This is a genomic window from Methylotetracoccus oryzae (genome assembly GCF_006175985.1).
Lineage (GTDB): Bacteria > Pseudomonadota > Gammaproteobacteria > Methylococcales > Methylococcaceae > Methylotetracoccus > Methylotetracoccus oryzae.
In genome coordinates this window covers 100,322-120,865 of sequence record NZ_SRSH01000007.1, presented here as the reverse complement: position 1 = coordinate 120,865, position 20,544 = coordinate 100,322, and the positions used below count along the sequence as shown (strand labels likewise).

Below are 20,544 nucleotides of genomic sequence, written 5' to 3'. Positions count from 1 at the left end.
GGAGCTGTCTTTAATTTTTGGGGCGTAGCCAAGCGGTAAGGCAACGGGTTTTGATCCCGTCATTCCTAGGTTCGAGTCCTAGCGCCCCAGCCAGATTTCGCGCGAATCCTCTCTGAAACAGTCTTGGTTAGTACCATGTCCGACGCGTCCTTCATGGTCTTTTCCTGCAATGCCAATCTCCCTCTCGCGGAGGGCATCGCGCGCAAGCTGAACATGCGACTGGGCATGGCTCGCGTCGGACGTTTCAGTGATGGCGAGATCCAGCTGGAAATCGATGAGCACGTTCGAGGACGCGAGGTTTTCGTGGTACAGCCCACGTGCGCTCCGATCAATGACAACCTGATGGAGTTGTTGATCATGATCGATGCGCTGCGGCGATCCTCGGCCTCGGTCATCACTGCCGTGATCCCGTATTTCGGGTATGCGCGGCAGGATCGGCGTATCCGGTCGGCCCGGGTGCCGATTACCGCCAAGCTGGTCGCGAAAATGATCTGCTCGGCGGGCGCTGATCGGGTGCTTACGGTCGACCTGCACGCGGATCAGATCCAGGGATTCTTCGATGTCCCGGTGGACAACGTGTATGCGTCGCCGATCCTGCTCGGCGATGTCTGGCGGCAGAAGTATCAGGGGCTCATGGTGGTCTCGCCGGATGTGGGCGGAGTCGTGCGGGCCAGGGCTTTGGCGAAGCGTCTGGACGAAGCCGACCTGGCCATCATCGACAAACGCCGCCCGCGGGCGAACGAGTCGACGGTCATGAACATTATTGGTGACGTCGAGGGGCGTAGCTGTGTGATGGTGGACGATCTGGTCGACACCGCCGGTACGCTCTGCAAGGCTGCTGGCGCGTTGAAAGACCACGGCGCGCTGAGGGTGGTTGCCTATTGCACCCATCCCGTGTTGTCCGGGCCCGCGGTGGACAATATCAACCGCTCCGTGTTGGACGAGCTCGTCGTCACGGACACGATTCCGCTGAGCGCGGAGGCGGCCGCGTGCGGGAAGATTCGGCAGCTCAGCATCGCCGAGATGTTGGCCGAAACGATCCGGCGTATCGCAATGGGTGAGTCGGTCAGTTCCCTGTATGTGGACTGAGCGAATCTGTGTTTTTATCTGCTTAGAGTATTTTGGAGAGAAAGATGGTAGGCGGATTTGAGTTCGAAGCGGAATTGAGAACCCCGAGTGGCAAGGGGGCGGCGCGCCGACTGCGGCGCACGAGTCGCGTCCCGGGCGTCATCTATGGTGCGGGAGCCGACCCGGTGTCGGTTTCACTGGACCACAATGACGTGCTGAAGAAGCTGGACAACGAGGCAGTGTATTCCCACGTGCTGACCATCCGGGTTGGCGGTCGCGAGGAGAAGGCGGTGCTGAAAGCCCTCCAGCGCCACCCCAGTCGGCCAATCGTCATGCACATGGATTTTCAACGCGTCAGCGCGACCGAGAAGCTCCGTGTTCATGTTCCGTTGCATTTCATCAACGAGGGTGCGTGCCCGGGCGTGAAAAAGGGCGGCATGGTCAGTCGCAATCTGATCGATGTCGAAGTCGCCTGCCTTCCGGCTGATCTGCCTGAATTTCTGGAGGTCGACCTCGCGCTCCTCGATCTGGGTCAGACCTTCCATCTGTCCGATTTGAAGCTACCCGCAAACGTCGAGCTGCCGGCGTTGGCTCAGGGTCCGGAGCATGACTTGCCTGTGGTGGCTATTCAGCATAGTCGCACCGGCACCGAGACGACGGACGAATCAGCCTGAGATTCGACGCTCGGCGCGGCGCTGACAAGTCAGCATTGTCCCGTCGGTCCGGGTAGGGATCCATGGCGCCAACGTGCATCCGGCTCATCGTCGGGCTCGGGAACCCGGGTGTGCAGTACGAGCGGACCCGGCATAACGCCGGGTTCTGGTTTGTCGAGGAAGTCTCGCGGCGTCATGGCGGAACTTTTCGGTCCGAAAATCGTGGGCAATGTGAGGCGGCTGAAATCGCTGTGAATGGTCGAGCTGTCCATCTTTTGAAACCGTTGTTATTCATGAATCGCAGCGGGCTGCCAGTCCAGACGTATGCCCGGTACAGACATATCTCCCCAGCGGAGATTCTGGTGGTGCATGACGAATTGGATTTTGCTCCGGGTGTGGCGAAGCTGAAGCTTGGCGGTGGTCATGGCGGGCACAATGGTCTTCGCGACCTGATCGCTGTTCTCGGGACTGCGGATTTTCCTCGCCTCCGCCTGGGCATCGGGCGCGCACCCTCGAAAGAGGGGGGTGCCGCTTATGTTTTGGCGAAAGCGCCGGGCAGCGAGGAGGAGGCGATCAGGGCAGCCGTAGGCAGAGTCGCCGACTCGCTTCCCGTCCTGATTGCTGGCGATCTCGCTGCGGCGATGAACGTGCTGAACGCGCTGCCGCAAAGATGATGTCATGATGGTAGTTGACAGCCTGCCGCAACTGCGACGATAATTGCCGTCTTAATTTCGGAGGGGTTCCCGAGCGGTCAAAGGGATCAGACTGTAAATCTGACGGCTCAGCCTTCGGAGGTTCGAATCCTCCCCCCTCCACCAGTTTCGATTGTTTCCAGCGGGTGTAGCTCAACGGTAGAGTCCCGGCCTTCCAAGCCGGCTGTGTGGGTTCGATTCCCATCACCCGCTCCAGGTGCGCTACATGTTCGCGCCCATATAGCTCAGTCGGTAGAGCACTTCCTTGGTAAGGAAGAGGTCACCGGTTCAAATCCGGTTATGGGCTCCAGTTTGCTGTAGGACTTTTAATAAATCTAAGAGCAGGGGTATCGGCGGATGTCCAAAGAGAAATTTACACGCACGAAGCCGCACGTGAACGTCGGGACGATTGGTCATGTGGACCATGGCAAGACGACGCTGACGGCGGCGCTGACGAAGGTGATGGCGATTAAGTTCGGGGGCGAGTTCAAGGCCTACGATCAGATCGACAATGCACCGGAGGAGCGGGCGCGGGGCATCACGATTGCGACGGCGCATGTCGAGTACGAGTCGCCGAGCCGGCATTATGCGCACGTGGATTGCCCGGGGCATGCCGACTACGTGAAGAACATGATCACGGGTGCGGCGCAGATGGACGGAGCGATTCTGGTTTGTTCGGCGGCGGACGGTCCGATGCCGCAGACGCGGGAGCACATCCTGTTGGCGCGTCAGGTGGGTGTGCCGTACATCGTGGTGTTCCTGAACAAGGCGGACATGGTCGACGATGCGGAACTCCTGGAGCTGGTCGAGATGGAAGTCCGTGAGTTGTTGTCGAAGTACGATTTCCCGGGCGATGACATTCCGATCGTCAAGGGTTCGGCGCTGAAGGCGCTGGAAGGCGACACCAGCGAGATTGGCGTGCCGGCGGTTGAGGCCCTGGTCGCGGCGCTGGACAGCTACATTCCGGAGCCGGAGCGGGCCATTGAGAAGCCGTTCCTGATGCCGATCGAAGACGTGTTTTCGATTTCCGGTCGTGGCACGGTGGTGACGGGTCGTGTCGAGCGTGGCAAGGTCAAGGTCGGTGACGAAGTCTCGATCGTGGGTTTGAAGGACACCGTCAAGACCACCTGCACGGGTGTCGAGATGTTCCGCAAGTTGCTGGACGAAGGCGTGGCGGGCGACAACTGCGGTGTGCTGCTGCGCGGCACGAAGCGGGAGGATGTCGAGCGCGGTCAGGTGTTGGCGAAGCCGGGATCGATCACGCCGCACACGCATTTCGAGGCCGAGATTTACGTGTTGTCGAAGGAAGAGGGTGGTCGTCACACGCCGTTCTTCAATGGGTATCGGCCGCAGTTCTATTTCCGGACGACGGACGTGACGGGGTCGGTGGAGTTGCCGGAGGGTGTCGAGATGGTGATGCCGGGCGACAACATCAAGGTGCAGATCAAGTTGATTGCGCCGATCGCGATGGAAGAAGGTTTGCGCTTCGCGGTGCGCGAGGGTGGCCGTACCGTCGGTGCCGGCGTCGTTTCCAAGGTTATCGAGTAATCGGTTCTCGAGCCGGCCTCGCTCAGTGGCGAGCGAGGCCGGTCACTTTCACAGGTCAGTAGCTCAATTGGTAGAGCAGCGGTCTCCAAAACCGCAGGTTGGGGGTTCGAGCCCCTCCTGGCCTGCCACTTTTTCCCACGCGTGTCGTTAGTCCGATGACAACCCAGGCAGAATCGATGTCCAGTGCCTTTGACACTGCGAAGCTCGTCTTCGCGGGCGTCCTTATGGTGGCTGGAGTGGTCGCGTACTACTACTTCACTGAGCAGTCTGTGTTCTACCGCGTGCTCGGTGTAATGGGCGCGGCAGCGCTGGCGGGCGCGTTGGTCTTTACGACCGGTTTGGGGCGCGGACTGTGGGCGTTCTTTCGCGAGTCCCGCAGCGAAGTGCGCAAAATGGTTTGGCCGACGCGGCCGGAAACCATGCAGACGACCTTGATCGTGTTCGCCCTCGTATTCCTGGTCGGCCTCATTTTGTGGCTGCTCGACATGGCGCTGTTCTGGGTCGTGACGACGCTGACCGGGCAGGGTGGGTGACGATGTCATTGCGCTGGTACGTGATCCACGCTTATTCCAATTTCGAGAATCACGTAAAGAAGTCCCTCGAAGAGCGCATCGTTCGCGCCGGCCTCGAACAGTATTTCGGTAAGATCCTTGTCCCCACCGAGGAAGTGCTGGAGATGCGCATGGGTCAACAGCGTCGCAGCGAGCGCAAGTTCTTCCCCGGATACGTTCTCGTGCAAATGGAGTTGAACGACGAGACGTGGCATTTGGTGAAGGAAGTGCCGAAAGTGCTCGGCTTCATCGGTGGCACCTCCGACAAGCCGGCGCCGATCAGCGACCGGGAGGCCGACGCGATCCTCAGTCGCGTTGAGGAAGGCTCGCAGCGGCCTCGTCCGAAGGTGCTGTTCGAGGTCGGTGAAGTGGTACGGGTCATCGAGGGGCCATTCAAGGATTTCAATGGCGTGGTCGAAGAAGTGAACTACGACAAGAGCAAGCTGCGTGTGTCGGTCCTGATCTTCGGTCGATCGACACCGGTCGAGCTTGAATTCGGTCAGGTCGAGAAGGCCTGATCAACACGTTGACTGCCGTATGCAGTCGCCCCAGGGGAGCTTACCCGTAAGCGCTACAACCCATCAGGAAACATCATGGCAAAGAAAATCACGGCTTACATCAAGCTGCAAGTCAAGGCTGGCGAGGCAAATCCGAGTCCGCCGGTAGGTCCGGCGCTGGGTCAGCGCGGCGTTAACATCATGGAGTTCTGCAAGGCGTTCAACGCTCATACGCAGAACGTCGAAAAGGGTTTGCCGTTGCCCGTGGTCATCACGGTCTATAGCGACCGCAGCTTCACCTTCATTACCAAGACGCCTCCGGCGACCGTGCTGCTGAAGAAGGCCGTAGGGCTGACCAAGGGGAGCAGCAATCCGAACACCAACAAGATCGGGACTGTCACGCGAGCACAGCTTGAATCCGTTGCTCAGGCAAAGATGCCGGATTTGACCGCTGCGGATATGGATGCGGCAGTCCGCACCATCGCGGGCAGCGCCGTGAGTATGGGCCTCGAAGTGGAGGGCGTGTGATGGCCGGTTTGAGTAAACGGCAGAAGGAACTCCGTAGCAAGGTAGAGGCTGGCAAAGTCTACGCCGCCGAAGATGCATTCGCTCTGCTGGCCAGCCTGTCGAAAGTCAAGTTTGTCGAGGCGATTGATGTGGCCGTGAATCTCGGCGTCGATCCCCGGAAGTCGGATCAGGCCGTGCGCGGTGCCACCGTGCTCCCGAATGGCACGGGGAAGTCCGTGCGGGTTGCCGTGTTCGCCCAGGGCGCCGCGGCGGATGCCGCACGTGACGCCGGTGCCGACATTGTCGGCATGGATGACCTCGCGGCACAAGTCAAGGCCGGAGAGTTGAATTTCGACGTGGTCGTGGCCGCGCCCGATGCGATGCGCGTTGTCGGGACGCTGGGTCAGATCCTCGGACCCCGCGGCTTGATGCCGAACCCGAAGACCGGCACGGTGACCCCCGACGTGGCCACTGCCGTCAAGAATGCGAAGGCAGGTCAGGTTCGTTATCGGACCGACAAGAAAGGCATCATCCACTGCACGCTGGGCAAGGTGAGCTTTACGCCGGCGGCCCTGCGGGAGAATCTTGAAGCCTTGCTGGTCGACCTGAAAAAGGCCAAGCCGAGCACGTCCAAGGGCGTCTACGTGAAAAAGGTCACCGTCTCGTCGACCATGGGCCCGGGCCTCTGTGTCGACCAGAGCAGCCTGTCGGCCTGAATCAATAGCAGACTTTGGGTTGCCGGGTGAGCCCGGTAGCCGTCAAAGACCGCAGGTGCAGCATGGCTGCTTAATGATCTGCCTGCGCAGACGGTAACTGAAGCCATTTCGGCCGCGGAAACCGTTTTTGAGAGCGCACCCCCTGGAAAGGGGGTGCTTTTTGAGGCTCTGAGCGACTCATAGAGTTGCTCGGTTTATCTAGGAGGTAGCACGTGGCACTGAGACTGGATGACAAGAAAGCTGTCGTCACTGAAGTCGCCGCTATCGCCGCAAAAGCCCATTCCGCTGTGGCCGCAGAGTATCGCGGTCTGACCGTTTCGGACCTCACGACCTTGCGCAAGACCGCGCGGGAATCGGGAGTGTACCTGAGGGTCGTAAAGAACACCCTGGCGCGTAAAGCCGTGGAAGGGACCGACTTCGCCTGTATGCAGGAAAGTCTGATCGGTCCGCTCATTCTCGCGTTCTCGCTTGAGGACCCGGGTTCGGCGGCGCGTTTGTTCAGCGACTTTGCCAAGACTCACGACAAGTTGTCCGTGAAATTGGTGGCGGTGGGCGGTAAGCAGTACGGGGCGTCTGAGCTCGAGAGACTTTCGAAATTGCCGACGCGGGATCAAGCCCTCAGCATGCTGCTGGGCGTGATGAAGGCGCCGATCGAGAAGTTGGCTCGTACGCTGCAGGAACCTCATGCCAAGCTGGTGCGGACCGTAGCGGCCGTACGGGACCAAAAGCAGGCTGCCTAAGTCCCTGGGCTACTGGTGAATCGATTTTTCGTTGGAGTGCGAAATGGCTGTATCTAAAGAAGACATTTTGGAAACCATTGGGAATATGACGGTCCTCGAGGTCGTCGACCTGATTTCCGCCATGGAAGAAAAGTTCGGCGTCTCCGCCGCAGCGGCTGTCGCAGCGGTGCCGATGGCAGCCGCCGGTCCGGCTGCTGCGGCCGCAGAGGAGCAGACGGAGTTCGACGTCGTGATGACGAGCTTCGGCGCCAATAAGGTCAACGTGATCAAGGTCGTTCGCGCGATCACGGGGCTGGGCCTCAAGGAAGCGAAGGACTTGGTCGAAGGAGCGCCCTCGACGGTCAAGGAAGCCGTGCCGAAGGCAGAGGCGGACGACATCAAGAAGCAGCTGGAAGAGGCCGGAGCTTCGGTAGACATCAAATAATTGTCGACTCCACTGTCGGCAGTTTTTGAGCCAAGGCTGGCGACCTCGCGTCGCCGGCCTTTTGGTGTTGCTAACGATGCGTCGGCGCCGAGCGCCGCCGCGGTGGTTCGGGGCCGTGCTCAATCTCCCCGAGCGATGCCTACAGCATAACCAGCATTGAGCAGCAAGTCAGCTTGGGAATCACTATGGCTTACTCCTTCACCGAAAAGAAACGCGTACGCAAGAGTTTCGGACAGCGCCGGGACGTACTCGATGTGCCGTATCTCTTGGCGACGCAGGTGGATTCGTACAAACGTTTTCTGCAGAGCGATACCGCGCATCGGGAACGCCTGGACGAGGGGCTGCACGCGGCCCTGAAATCGATCTTCCCCATCGCCAGCCACTCCGGGCACGCGATGCTCGAATACGTGAGCTATCGCCTCGGGGATTCCACGTTTGACGTCAAGGAGTGCCAGCAACGGGGAGCGACCTACGCAGCCCCGCTCCGCGTGCTGGTCCGGCTCGTGATCTACGACCGCGAAGCGCCCGCCAATGCGAAGGTGGTCAAGGACATCAAGGAGCAGGAAATCTACATGGGTGAAATCCCATTGATGACCGACACGGGTACCTTCGTCATCAATGGCACGGAGCGGGTCATCGTGTCGCAGCTCCATCGCTCCCCAGGCGTCTTTTTCGATCACGACCGCGGCAAGACACATTCCTCGGGCAAGCTGCTTTTCAACGCGCGCGTCATTCCCTACCGTGGTTCCTGGCTGGACTTCGAGTTCGACCACAAGGATTGCGTGTTCGTGCGGATCGATCGGCGGCGCAAGCTGCCCGCCACCGTACTGTTGCGCGCGCTCGGTTTGGAAAACGAAGAGATCATCGGGCGCTTTTTCGACCTGAACCGTTTCGAGTTCACCGACCGGGGTATCCTATGGGACCTCATCCCGGAGCGTTTTCGCGGTGAAATCGCGAGCTTCGACATCCATTTGAACGGCGAGCTGCTGGTCGAGACGGCCCATCGCATCACGGCACGGCACATTCGCTTGCTTGAGAAGTCGGGTTTGAAGCAGCTCGAGGTGCCCCGCGATTACCTGGTGGGTCGCATCCTCGCCCATAACGTCGTTGACGAAAGCACCGGGGAGTTGATCGCGCGGGTCAACCAAGAGCTGACCGACGAGGTCATCGGCCGCATCATGGCCGCCGGCGTCAAGGTTATCGAGACCCTGTTCGTGAATGACCTGGACCGCGGTCCGTACATGTCGAACACGATGCGGATCGATGTCACGGAGAGCAAGCTCGACGCCCTGGTCGAGATCTACCGGATGATGCGTCCCGGCGAACCACCGACCAAGGATGCCGCGCAGTCGCTGTTCGAGAATCTTTTCTTCTCGGCCGATCGCTATGACCTGTCGCCGGTCGGGCGCATGAAGTTCAACCGCCGATTGGGCCGCAAGGAGGTCCAGGGGCCGGGGGTCCTGAGCAACGAGGACATCATCGACGTATTGCGGCAACTGATCGCCATCCGCAATGGCAGCGGCACGGTTGATGACATCGATCATCTCGGCAACCGCCGCGTGCGCTCCGTAGGGGAGATGGTCGAAAATCAGTTCCGTCTCGGCTTGGTTCGGGTCGAACGCGCGGTGAAGGAGCGTCTCTCTCTGCCGGACGTGGACAGCCTGGTGCCGCAGGAAATCATCAACGCCAAGCCCGTTGCCGCGTCGATCAAGGAGTTCTTCGGGTCCAGCCAGCTTTCGCAGTTCATGGACCAGAACAACCCGTTGTCGGAAGTCACCCACAAACGCCGCGTGTCCGCCCTCGGCCCGGGCGGTCTGGCGCGTGAGCGTGCCGGGTTCGAGGTCCGCGACGTGCACACCACGCACTACGGTCGCGTGTGCCCGATCGAAACGCCGGAAGGTCCGAATATCGGTCTGATCAACTCGCTGGCGGTCTACGCCCGGACGAACGAATACGGTTTCCTCGAGACACCCTATCGGAAGGTCATCGATGGCGTCGTCACGGACGAGATCGAATACCTTTCGGCGATTGAGGAAGGCCAGTACTACATCGCTCAGGCCAGTGTGGCGCTGGACGAGCAGGGACGCCTGAAGGATGAGTTGGTATCCTGCCGGCACAAGGACGAGTTCAGCCTGGCCTCGCGCGACATGATCAACTACATGGACGTCTCGTCCAAGCAGATCGTGTCAGTGGCTGCGTCGCTGATTCCCTTCCTTGAGCATGACGACGCCAACCGGGCGCTCATGGGTTCGAACATGCAGCGTCAAGCCGTGCCGACGCTGCGTTCGGAGAAGCCCCTGGTCGGCACCGGTATGGAACGCATTGTCGCGAAGGACTCCGGCGTGACCGTAATCGCGCGGCGTGGTGGTTTGATCGAGTTCGTGGACGCGGGGCGAATCGTCGTCCGAGTCAACGACGACGAAACCGAAGCGGGTATCCCAGGCGTCGATATTTACAACCTGACCAAGCATACGCGTTCGAACCAGAACACCTGCATCAACCAGCGACCTCTGGTGCGGACCGGTGACACTGTGGCGCGCGGGGACATCCTCGCCGACGGCCCGTCAACCGACATGGGTGAACTGGCCCTCGGCCAGAACCTCCTGGTCGCGTTCATGCCCTGGAACGGCTACAACTTCGAGGATTCGATCCTGATTTCGGAGCGGGTCGTGAAAGACGACCGTTTCACGACGATTCACATCGAAGAGCGGACCTGCGTCGCACGCGATACCAAGCTCGGGCCGGAGGAAATCACCTCCGACATCCCGAACGTTGGCGAGGCGGCACTGGCGAAACTCGACGAATCCGGCATCGTCTACATCGGTGCCGAGGTCAAGGCCGGTGACATCCTGGTCGGCAAGGTGACGCCCAAGGGCGAGACGCAGCTCACCCCGGAGGAGAAGCTGCTCCGCGCCATCTTCGGCGAAAAAGCTTCCGACGTGAAGGACACCTCGTTGCGCGTGCCGTCGGGTATGGATGGTACGGTAATCGACGTTCAGGTCTTTACCCGTGACGGCGTGAAAAAGGACGAGCGCGCCCGGCAGATCGAAGAAGCGGAAATCGAGCGCGCCAAGAAGGACCTGCACGACCAGTTGCGGATCATCGAGAAGGACTTCTATCAGCGCGTCGAAGCGATGCTGGTCGGCAAGGTCGCCGATGCCGGACCCGGCGGCTTGAAGCGTGGCACCACGATTACCGCCGAGTACCTTGACGGGGTGAAGCCCGCCCAGTGGTTGGAGATCCGGCTTCAGGACGAGGATGCCAACCTGCAACTGGAGGCGATTGCGGAGCAGATCGCCCTGCAGCGCGAGGAGATGAACACGCGACTCGAGGAGAAGCGCCGCAAGATCACGATGGGCGATGACCTCGCCCCCGGTGTCCTGAAGATGGTGAAGGTCTACCTCGCGGTGAAGCGGCGCGTCCAGCCGGGCGACAAGATGGCGGGACGGCATGGTAACAAGGGTGTGATCTCGCAGATCGTCCCCGTCGAGGACATGCCGCATCTTGCCGACGGAACTCCGGTCGACATCGTGTTGAATCCTCTGGGCGTACCGTCGCGTATGAACGTCGGGCAGGTGCTCGAAACCCATCTCGGTTGGGCTGCCAAGGGTCTCGGCCTCAAGCTTGGCGAGATGCTGGATGCGAAGGCCCGCATGCAGGAACTCCGGGAGTTTCTGGATGAGGTCTACAACCGGACCGGGCGTACGGAGCGCTTGGACGAGCTGTCCGACGCCGAGATTCTGGAGTTGGCGGGGCATCTTCGCGGCGGTGTACCGATGGCCACGCCGGTATTCGACGGGGCCTGCGAGGACGACATCAAGAGCATGTTGCGGTTGGCGGGACTCCCCGCCAGCGGTCAGACCAAGCTCTACGACGGCCGGACCGGCGAGATGTTCGATCGCGATGTCACCGTGGGCTACATGTACATGCTGAAGTTGAACCATCTGGTCGACGACAAGATGCATGCGCGTTCGACCGGGCCTTACAGTCTCGTGACCCAGCAGCCGCTCGGGGGCAAGGCCCAGTTTGGCGGACAGCGTTTCGGGGAAATGGAGGTCTGGGCGCTCGAAGCCTATGGCGCTGCCTATACGTTGCAGGAAATGCTGACCGTGAAGTCCGACGATGTGACCGGTCGCACCAAGATGTACAAGAATGTCGTCGATGGCGATCACCGCATGGAAGCGGCGATGCCCGAGTCGTTTAACGTGTTGATCAAGGAGATTCGGTCGCTCGGCATCAACATCGAACTGGAGCAGGATTAAGGTGCCGCGCCCCGCGGTTTGCGGGGTGTTTCGTTCGGGGAGAAGGCGGGCAGACCAAGCAGCCGGAGGTACAGCCGATGGTGACTGCGTGTCTGTCCCAGATTCGCAAGGTTCTTGACCGGGTCGTACCGGGAGTGTGTCCAGAGTCGGTGTTCAGCGGGTGTCTGCAGTGGCCTGCGAAGCCGGTCGGGCAGTATCCCGCCGAGGCTCGGTAACGGGGAGATAACGTACGTGAAAGATTTGATCCATTTTCTGAAGCGCCAAACCCAAAGCGAAGAGTTCGATGCGATCCGGATCAGTCTGGCTTCGCCGGACATGATCCGGTCGTGGTCCTACGGCGAGGTCAAGAAGCCCGAAACGATCAACTATCGGACCTTCAAGCCAGAGCGCGACGGATTGTTTTGCGCCAAGATCTTCGGGCCCGTCAGCGACTACGAATGTCTGTGTGGCAAGTACAAGCGCCTGAAGCACCGTGGCGTGATTTGCGAAAAATGCGGTGTGGAGGTCACGCTGTCCAAGGTCCGGCGCGAGCGTATGGGCCATATCGAACTCGCCAGCCCGGTGGCCCACATCTGGTTCCTGAAATCGCTGCCGTCCCGTATCGCGCTGCTGCTCGACATGACGCTGCGGGAAATCGAGCGCGTGCTCTATTTCGAGTCGCACGTCGTCGTGGACCCGGGCATGAGCCCGATGCAGCGGGGCCAGCTGTTGAATGAAGAGGAATTCCAGGAGGCCGCCCAGACCCACGGTGACGACTTCGTCGCCAAGATGGGAGCCGAGGCGATCCGCGAGCTGCTGCGTACGATGGACCTCAGTGCCGAGGTCACGCGACTGCGGGAAGAGATCAACGCGACCAACTCCGAAACGAAGATCAAGAAACACACCAAGCGCCTGAAGGCCATCGAGTCGATGATCACATCGAGCAATCGGCCCGAGTGGATGATCCTGACGGTGCTACCGGTGCTGCCGCCCGATCTGCGTCCGCTGGTGCCGCTGGACGGCGGCCGCTTCGCAACGTCGGATCTGAACGATCTGTACCGCCGCGTGATCAACCGCAACAATCGTCTGAAACGACTTCTCGACCTGAACGCTCCGGACATCATCGTCCGGAACGAAAAGCGCATGCTGCAGGAGGCGGTTGACGGGCTGCTGGACAATGGCCGGCGGGGCCGGGCGATCACCGGGTCCAACAAACGCCCGTTGAAATCGCTGGCCGACATGATCAAGGGCAAGCAGGGCCGTTTCCGTCAGAATCTGCTGGGCAAGCGGGTCGACTATTCGGGCCGTTCCGTGATCGTCGTGGGCCCGACGCTGAAGTTGCACCAGTGCGGTCTACCCAAGAAGATGGCGCTGGAATTGTTCAAGCCGTTCATCTTCAGCAAGCTGCAGTTGCGTGGTCTGGCGACCACCATCAAGGCGGCCAAGAAGATGGTGGAGCGCGAGGCGCCGGAAGTCTGGGACATCCTCGATGAAGTGATCCGCGAGCATCCGGTGATGCTGAATCGGGCGCCGACCCTGCATCGTCTCGGCATCCAGGCCTTCGAGCCCGTGTTGATCGAAGGCAAGGCCATCCAGCTGCATCCACTGGTCTGTACCGCCTTCAATGCGGACTTTGACGGTGACCAGATGGCGGTGCACGTGCCCTTGTCGCTGGAAGCGCAGCTCGAAGCACGCACGCTGATGATGGCGACGAACAACATCCTGTCGCCGGCGAACGGCGAGCCCATCATCAATCCGACGCAGGACGTCGTGCTCGGCCTTTACTACATGAGCCGGGAACGTCCGCTGGCCAAAGGTGAGCATCTGGCCTTCAGTGACCTCGACGAACTGGAACGCGCCTTCATTGCCAAGGCCGTCGAGTTGCACGCACGCGTGCAAGTGCGCATCCGCGAACGGGTCACCGACGCCAATGGAGAGTCGGTATCGCAATTACGCCGTGTCGAGACAACGGTTGGCCGAGCCCTGATCTGGAAGGTCGTGCCGGAGGGTATTCCCTTCGAGATGATCAACCAGGACATGAACAAAAAGGCGATTTCCCGCCTGATCAACCACAGCTATCGCACGCTCGGCGTCAAGGCGACCGTCGTGTTCGCCGACCAACTGATGTACACGGGCTTCTCTTACGCAACCCGTGCCGGCGTATCGTTCGGCATCGACGACATGGCGATCCCCGAGGGGAAGCCGGCGATCATCGAGGCCGCTGAGCGCGAGGTGAAGGAAATCCAGAACCAGTTTGCCTCCGGTCTGGTGACGGACGGCGAGCGCTACAACAAGGTCGTCGACATCTGGTCGCACGCGAACGACCAGGTGGCCAAGGTCATGATGGAGGGGCTCGGCACTGAACCGGTCAGGGTTAGCAACCGGGGCCGTCTGAACCGCTGGGTCGTTAATGCGCTGCGCGCAGCGGAAGCCAGCAGGCAGACCGGTGAGCTTGCTCCCGCGGCCTACGAGGCGGAAGTGAAACGGATCCTGACGGCGCGAGCGTCCGGCGAAGTTTCGGATGATGAGCTTGGACCGGAAGTCATCGAGCAAAAGTCGTTCAACTCGATCTTCAAGATGGCGGACTCCGGGGCGCGAGGCTCGGCGGCACAGATTCGCCAGCTGGCCGGTATGCGCGGCCTGATGGCGAAGCCGGACGGATCGATCATCGAAACGCCGATCACGGCGAACTTCCGCGAAGGGCTGGACGTACTGCAGTACTTCATTTCCACCCACGGCGCGCGGAAGGGTCTTGCGGATACGGCATTGAAGACCGCCAACTCGGGCTACCTGACCCGCCGTCTGGTGGACGTGGCGCAGGACTTGGTCATCAAGGAACATGACTGCGGCACGACGGATGGTCTGTTGATGGCGCCGTTGATCGAAGGTGGTGACGTCGTCGAGCCGCTCGCCGAGCGCGTCCTGGGCCGTGTGCTGGCTGAGGACATCATCGACCCCGGTAGCGACGAGTTGATCCTCGAGGCCGGTGCGATGCTCGACGAGCAGGCCGTGGCCTTGTTGGAGCGCCGCGGCGTGGACAACGTCCGCGTCCGCTCGGTCATCACCTGCCGGACCCGCTATGGCGTATGCGGCTCGTGCTATGGGCGCGACCTGGGGCGCGGACACAAGGTCAACATCGGCGAAGCCATCGGCGTCATCGCCGCGCAGTCGATCGGCGAGCCGGGTACGCAGCTGACGATGCGTACCTTCCACATCGGCGGTGCGGCTTCTCGTTCTGCCGCCATCAGCAATGTCGAGGTCAAGTCCAACGGCACTGCGAAACTCGGGAATCTGAAGACCGTCACCAACAAGGACGGCAACCTCGTGGCCGTCTCCCGGTCGGGCGAAATCAGCGTGATCGACGAGCATGGACGCGAACGCGAGCGTTACAAGATCCCTTACGGGGCCGTGTTGTCCGTCAAGGAGGGCGCGCCGGTCCGTGCGGGGCAGATCGTCGTGAACTGGGATCCGCACACCCATCCGGTCGTCACCGAAGTGAAGGGTCGCGTGCGCATGGTCGATTTCATCGACGGCATCACCGTCCGGGAGCAGTCGGACGACGTCACCGGTCTGAGCTCGATGGTCGTGATCGATCCGAAGCAGCGCGGCACCACCGGTAAGGAACTCCGGCCGCTGGTCAAGCTGGTCGACGAGGCCGGCAATGACATCCGCATTCCGTCAACCGAAATCGCGGCTCAGTACTTCCTTCCGGCAGGCGCGATCATCAGCCTTCGCGATGGCGACTCGGTGGAGATCGGCGACGTCGTAGCCCGAATACCCCAAGAGTCGAGTAAGACGCGCGATATCACCGGTGGTTTGCCACGGGTCGCCGATCTGTTCGAAGCCCGGAAGACCAAGGATCCGGCGATTCTGGCCGAGGCGACCGGAACGGTGTCCTTCGGTAAGGAGACCAAGGGGAAGCGTCGTGTCGTGATCACCGACGCACAGGGTGAACAGCACGAATTGCTGATTCCGAAGTGGCGGATCATCACGGTGTTCGAGGGCGAGCACGTCGAACAGGGTGAAACGATTGCCGAGGGTGATCTGACGCCGCACGACATCCTTCGTTTGCGGGGTGTTGCGGAGCTGTCGTCGTATCTCGTCAAGGAGATCCAGGACGTTTACCGCCTGCAGGGCGTCAAGATCAATGACAAGCACATCGAAGTCATCATTCGACAGATGTTGCGCAAGGTCGAGATCACCGATGCCGGCGACTCGATCTTCCTATCCGGCGAGCAGGTAGATCGCTCGCGTGTGCTGGAGGAAAACGAACGGCTGGAGGCCGAGGGCAAGCTTTCGGCCTGTTACGAGCCGGTGCTGCTGGGTATCACCAAGGCCTCTTTGACCACCGAGTCATTCATTTCGGCGGCCTCGTTCCAGGAGACCACGCGCGTGCTCACGGAAGCGGCAATTCGGGGTTCGGTCGATCGCTTGCTGGGGCTCAAGGAAAACGTCATCGTCGGACGTCTGATTCCCGCGGGTACCGGGCTGGCCTATCATCTGGAGCGCAAGCTGCGCAGCCGGATGGATGAGGCAGAGGAATCTGAATCGGCAGTCGCGGATACGACCGACGTCGAGGAAGCGCTGAAGCAGGCACTAACCGAGGCCGGGTCGTAAAGCGACCTCCCGCAACCCGGAACCGCCCCTGCTGCGACCGAAGGCCGCAGCAGGGGTGGCGGTCGCCGGCCAGAGCTATCTTCTTGGGCGCCCGGCGCATCCGGAGCGAATCCGTGACTGTTGCGCGCCGTATGGTGACGCGCTGGTTCCTGCCAGTGTGGTTGTGAAACGCACGCCCCCCGCTAAACTATGCCGGCGCTGTCGCGGTCTTGCTCGGTCCTGTGATTTGCACGGCTTGCCCGTTGCCCGACCCGCACCTTGTCGGCGAGAGATTTATCCTTTGGAGCTACTTTGACATGAAACAAAACGTCCACTGGACCTTGTTGGTAACCGCACTCGGTGCCGCGCTGTCGGCGGCGCCCAGCCAGGCAGAGGGTGATCGCGAAGCGGGCAAGACCAAGTTCTATACCTGCGTTGGTTGCCACGGCATCAGCAGTTATTCCAATAGCTATCCTTCGTATCCGGTGCCCCGAATTGGTGGGCAGTACGCCGATTATGTCGTCAGCGCGTTGAAGGCTTACCGCTCCGGTGAGCGCCAACACGGGAGTATGCAGGGCAATGCGGTGAGCCTTTCGGACGCGGATATGCAGGACGTCGCGGCTTACGTTGCCGGTTTCCGCTCGATCACCGTGGACTTACCCATCAATGGCGATGTGGCCGCGGGGAAAGCGAAAGCAGCCGAGTGTGCGGGTTGCCATGGCGAAGATGGCAACAGCGATCCGAAGGCGGGTTTTCCGCGACTGGCCGGGCAATACCAGGGCTACCTGACTCACGTGCTCGAAGCCTACAAGTCGGGTGAACGTAAGCACGCCATCATGAACAGCATCGCGGGACAGCTTTCTCCGGAGCAGATTCGGGATCTGTCCGCGTTCTATGCGAGCCAGCGCCGAGGCCTTCTGGTCATTCAGGACTGAATCTAGAAACGGCCCGACGCGACGGGCGGGGCAACTCTCCGCTCAGGCACGTCCCGAACGTCGGCCCTGTCGACAGATACCCGAAGGATTCGAGGTGACATGATCAGATCGTGCGTTGCACCGCGGCGGCGCGCTGCGAGCGGCGCGGTGCTCCTCATGTTATGGGGACTTGCCGCTAGCGGTACGGCCGCGGCGAAGCCTACGGCGGAGCCGGTGCGCGATCGCGATCAGCCGCGAGAGCGTGCGGTTATGGGGTGGCTCGAATCCGTATTCTTCCGGCCGTGGAACGTACGGATGACCGCGAAGCTCGATACCGGTGCCAACACCTCGTCGCTCCACGCCGAGCGCATCGAGCGCTTCTCTAGAAATGGAGAGAAGTGGGTGCGATTCGCACTCGGCCGGGGTGACGACCACAAGAAATTGGCGGTGGAGCGCCCGGTCATCCGCATGGCCAACATCAAGCAGCACGGCAAGGGCTCTTCGCAGCGCGAAGTCGTCAAGATGACGTTGTGCAAGAACGGCAGGGAGTACGAAACGGAATTCACGCTGGTCGACCGGAGCAATTTCACTTACCCCGTACTTCTCGGTCGCAGTTTTCTGAAGGATAACGCCTTGGTCGACGCCGGCAGCACCTTCCTGTTTAAGGCGGATACCGACCCGTGCCGAAGGCCGGACGCCGAGTAAGCACGGCAACATGACGCTCGCCCGGCGGGCCCGAGGCTAGCGAGAGCAGCGTGCGCAATCTCCACGTCAAACTACTGGCACTGGTGCTGGTTCTGGTCGGCGCCGGCCTGTGTTACTACAAGGTCACGCGGCTGGGCTTGCCGCTCTTTCCCACGCAGCATGCGGAAGTCTGGACCGTCGAAGCGCGCGTCGAGTTCAAGGCCCGCCACGACACGCCGGTCAAGGTGCGTCTCGGGATTCCGAGAGCGCCGGATGGCTATACGGTGGTCCATGAGAGCTTTGTTGCCAGCAACTACGGGTTGACCACCGAGGACGATGGCCTCAACCGCTTCGCGCAGTGGGCGGTCCGGAAAATGAGGGGCTGGCAGGTTCTCTATTACCGCATTCAACTGGCGCGCGATCCCGCCCACGAATCCTTGCCGGCGCCGCCGCCGCCCGTTACCGAGTCCGCGGATTTTCCCGAGCCGATCCACTCTGCGGTAAGGGCGATCCTGGCCGAAGTTCAGCGTAAGTCGGCCGATGCCACCACCTTCGCCAAGCAACTGGTTACGCGCCTGCATGTGTCCTCGCAGGACAGCAACGTCATGCTGCTGCATCAGGACATCCAGAGCGACGAGGATTGGGCGCGGCGTCTGGTCGATGTCCTTGCCGTGGCGCAGATCCCCGCACGCCTGATGCGTGTGCTGCTGCTGAAAGACGGGGTCAGCCACGGCTCCCTGATTCCCTGGATAGAAATTCACGACGGACAGACCTGGTTGCCTTTCGACCCGGAGACCGGTGACCAAGGGTTGCCCGAGACCGCTGTCGTCTGGTTGATGGGCGATGCGGAACTGCTCGACCTTCAGGGAGGCAAACACGGCAAGGTCGAGTACTCGATCAGCCAGCAGACGCAGGAAATGACGCTCGTCGCCGAGGAGCGAGCCCGCCAGATGGGTTCAAGGCTGATGGAGTTCTCGCTGTTCAGTCTTCCGGTGCAGACCCAGAACGTTTATCGCGTGCTGCTGCTGGTCCCGATTGGTGCGTTGCTGATCGTGATTCTGCGCAACATCGTGGGTGTGCAGACCTTCGGTACCTTCATGCCGATCCTGATTGCACTGGCCTTTCGCGAAACCGAACTGCTTTGGGGTTTGATCCTCTTCACGACATTGATTGCGCTTGGTCTGGTGATCCGGTTCTACCTCGAGTATTTGAAATTGCTTCTGGTGCCCCGCCTCGCTGCCGTGCTGATCATCGTCGTCATGTTGATGCTTGCCGTCGGGCTGGTCAGCCATAAGCTGGGGATCGATCGCGGCCTGTCCGTGGCCTTGTTCCCCATGGTCATTCTTGCGATGACCATCGAGCGCATGTCCCTGGTCTGGGAGGAGCTTGGCCCGGCGGCGGCCTTTCGGCAGGGTTTCGGGAGCCTCTCCGTAGCCGCACTCGGTTATCTGTCGATGAGCAGCGTCTACCTCGGGCATCTCGTGTTCGTGTTTCCGGAACTCCTGCTGATCGTGCTGGCGGCAACACTGCTGATTGGCCGCTATACCGGCTACCGACTGTTGGAACTCTGGCGCTTCCGCGCCGTGCTGTTTTCGCGCCCGGGAGCATGAGCGGCGCCTGGGAATGGTTGCCTTGGCGACGTTTGCGCGCGCACGGCATCATGGGCATGAACGAGCGGAACGGTGATTTCATTCTGCGCTACAATCCGCGGCCCAATTTCCCGCTGGTCGACGACAAGCAGAAGACCAAAGCCATCGCACTCGCAGCCGGCATCCCGGTACCGGATCTGTACGGGGTCGTGGAAATCGAACACCAGATCGAAGAACTGCGCTTGCAGTTGTCCCCGCACGATGATTTCGTCGTGAAACCGGCGCATGGCAGCGGCGGAGAGGGTGTTCTGGTGATCACGGGGCGAGTCAACGATGCATATCGGCGCGCCAGCGGCTCAGTCGCATCCGAGGAGGAACTCGGACACCACATTTCGAATATCCTGAGTGGCATGTATAGCCTGGGTGGCATGCCCGACTGCGCGCTGATCGAATATCGCGTGAAGTTCGACCCGATCTTTACCGATATCAGCTATCTCGGCGTTCCGGACATCAGGACCATCGTATTTCGTGGGATCCCGGTCATGGCCATGTTGCGGCTTCCGACTCGCGCCTCGGATGGCAAAGCCAACCTCCACCAGGGCGCGATTGGCGTTGGGATCGACCTGGCAACAGGGCGGACCTTCTCCGGCGTGTGGCATGACAGTCTGGTCGGCGAGCATCCCGACACGGGCGGTGAGATCGAGGGTGTGCAGATTCCTCACTGGGAGGATATCCTCGCCCTCACGGCGCGCTGCCACGATCTGGTCGGTTTGGGTTATCTCGGAGTGGATATCGTGCTGGACGGCGAACTAGGCCCATTGATGCTGGAAATGAATGCGCGCCCCGGACTGGCGATTCAATTGGCGAACCGCACCGGCCTCTTGAAACGTCTGCGGACCGTCGAAGGACTGCGTGCCGTGCCCGAGGCGCTTGGGGAGCGGGTCGCGCTGGCCAAGGCCTTGTGCCGCTAGAGGGCACAGAACACGGGCGCGCCGTCGACATGTTTCTGTAACACTTGGCCTATATGATGCCGATCTACGGGTATACAATTCACGCCGCGAGAGGCGCTTGCCCCGATGGGAGCGTGCGTGCGCATGGCAATGGCGACCCGGAGTGACGGCGGC

Annotated in this window: 16 protein-coding genes and 5 tRNA genes; all 21 read left to right on the top strand. The window is 61.0% G+C overall.

The window, feature by feature from the left end; genetic code table 11:
• The first annotated feature begins 18 nt into the window (after positions 1-18).
• The 21 genes from BWR02_RS08875 to BWR02_RS08775 all read left to right on the top strand — a co-directional run bounded on the left by BWR02_RS08875 (position 19) and on the right by BWR02_RS08775 (position 20,391).
• Positions 19-93: transfer RNA gene (locus BWR02_RS08875), tRNA-Gln, on the top strand.
• Between the two features lie 42 nt (positions 94-135).
• Positions 136-1,089 carry a ribose-phosphate diphosphokinase gene (locus BWR02_RS08870; RefSeq protein WP_139557385.1) on the top strand — a complete coding sequence of 318 codons (954 nt, stop codon included), beginning with the start codon at positions 136-138 and terminating at the stop codon, positions 1,087-1,089.
• Positions 1,090-1,133: 44 nt separating this feature from the next.
• Positions 1,134-1,742 carry a 50S ribosomal protein L25/general stress protein Ctc gene (locus BWR02_RS08865; RefSeq protein WP_139557384.1) on the top strand — a complete coding sequence of 203 codons (609 nt, stop codon included), beginning with the start codon at positions 1,134-1,136 and terminating at the stop codon, positions 1,740-1,742.
• Between the two features lie 62 nt (positions 1,743-1,804).
• Complete coding sequence (gene pth / locus BWR02_RS08860) at positions 1,805-2,395, top strand: aminoacyl-tRNA hydrolase (protein ID WP_139557383.1); 591 nt, start codon at positions 1,805-1,807, stop codon at positions 2,393-2,395.
• Positions 2,396-2,454: 59 nt separating this feature from the next.
• Positions 2,455-2,539, top strand: a tRNA-Tyr gene (locus BWR02_RS08855).
• A gap of 16 nt (positions 2,540-2,555) precedes the next feature.
• A tRNA-Gly gene (locus BWR02_RS08850) sits at positions 2,556-2,629 on the top strand.
• Between the two features lie 18 nt (positions 2,630-2,647).
• Positions 2,648-2,723 (top strand) — tRNA-Thr (locus BWR02_RS08845).
• A 47-nt stretch (positions 2,724-2,770) separates the two neighbouring features.
• Entirely contained in the window at positions 2,771-3,961 is a 1,191-nt protein-coding gene (gene tuf, locus BWR02_RS08840) for an elongation factor Tu (protein ID WP_139556295.1), read from the top strand.
• 52 nt (positions 3,962-4,013) lie between these two features.
• Positions 4,014-4,089: transfer RNA gene (locus BWR02_RS08835), tRNA-Trp, on the top strand.
• A 27-nt stretch (positions 4,090-4,116) separates the two neighbouring features.
• A complete protein-coding gene (secE, locus tag BWR02_RS08830) occupies positions 4,117-4,494 on the top strand; it encodes a preprotein translocase subunit SecE (RefSeq protein WP_139557382.1) in 378 nt (125 codons plus the stop codon).
• Between the two features lie 2 nt (positions 4,495-4,496).
• Positions 4,497-5,030 (top strand): transcription termination/antitermination protein NusG, encoded by a 534-nt coding sequence (gene nusG, locus BWR02_RS08825; RefSeq protein WP_139557381.1) that lies wholly within the window; start codon positions 4,497-4,499, stop codon positions 5,028-5,030.
• A 75-nt stretch (positions 5,031-5,105) separates the two neighbouring features.
• Positions 5,106-5,537: a 50S ribosomal protein L11 gene (gene rplK, locus BWR02_RS08820; protein WP_139557380.1), complete on the top strand. Its 432-nt coding sequence runs from the start codon at positions 5,106-5,108 to the stop codon at positions 5,535-5,537.
• Complete coding sequence (rplA, locus tag BWR02_RS08815) at positions 5,537-6,232, top strand: 50S ribosomal protein L1 (RefSeq protein ID WP_139557379.1); 696 nt, start codon at positions 5,537-5,539, stop codon at positions 6,230-6,232. The genes rplK and rplA overlap by 1 nt, the downstream gene beginning before the upstream one ends.
• 212 nt (positions 6,233-6,444) lie before the next feature.
• The gene (gene rplJ, locus BWR02_RS08810) at positions 6,445-6,972 is read left to right on the top strand and encodes a 50S ribosomal protein L10 (RefSeq protein WP_139557378.1); all 528 of its coding nucleotides are present in this window, start codon (positions 6,445-6,447) and stop codon (positions 6,970-6,972) included.
• A gap of 43 nt (positions 6,973-7,015) precedes the next feature.
• Positions 7,016-7,396 carry a 50S ribosomal protein L7/L12 gene (rplL, locus tag BWR02_RS08805; protein WP_139557377.1) on the top strand — a complete coding sequence of 127 codons (381 nt, stop codon included), beginning with the start codon at positions 7,016-7,018 and terminating at the stop codon, positions 7,394-7,396.
• Positions 7,397-7,581: 185 nt separating this feature from the next.
• Positions 7,582-11,658, top strand: coding sequence for a DNA-directed RNA polymerase subunit beta (gene rpoB, locus BWR02_RS08800; RefSeq protein WP_139557376.1), 4,077 nt, complete (start codon positions 7,582-7,584; stop codon positions 11,656-11,658).
• A gap of 231 nt (positions 11,659-11,889) precedes the next feature.
• Positions 11,890-16,254, top strand: coding sequence for a DNA-directed RNA polymerase subunit beta' (gene rpoC, locus BWR02_RS08795; protein ID WP_201276207.1), 4,365 nt, complete (start codon positions 11,890-11,892; stop codon positions 16,252-16,254).
• 296 nt (positions 16,255-16,550) lie between these two features.
• On the top strand, positions 16,551-17,168 hold the full coding sequence (locus BWR02_RS08790; RefSeq protein WP_139557375.1) for a c-type cytochrome: 618 nt from the start codon (positions 16,551-16,553) through the stop codon (positions 17,166-17,168).
• Positions 17,169-17,267: 99 nt separating this feature from the next.
• Positions 17,268-17,852 carry an ATP-dependent zinc protease family protein gene (locus BWR02_RS08785; RefSeq protein WP_328591511.1) on the top strand — a complete coding sequence of 195 codons (585 nt, stop codon included), beginning with the start codon at positions 17,268-17,270 and terminating at the stop codon, positions 17,850-17,852.
• A 50-nt stretch (positions 17,853-17,902) separates the two neighbouring features.
• Positions 17,903-19,441 carry an inactive transglutaminase family protein gene (locus tag BWR02_RS08780; protein ID WP_139557374.1) on the top strand — a complete coding sequence of 513 codons (1,539 nt, stop codon included), beginning with the start codon at positions 17,903-17,905 and terminating at the stop codon, positions 19,439-19,441.
• A complete protein-coding gene (locus tag BWR02_RS08775) occupies positions 19,438-20,391 on the top strand; it encodes an alpha-L-glutamate ligase-like protein (RefSeq protein ID WP_139557373.1) in 954 nt (317 codons plus the stop codon). Before BWR02_RS08780 ends, BWR02_RS08775 begins: the two co-directional genes overlap by 4 nt.
• The last annotated feature ends 153 nt before the right edge of the window (positions 20,392-20,544 follow it).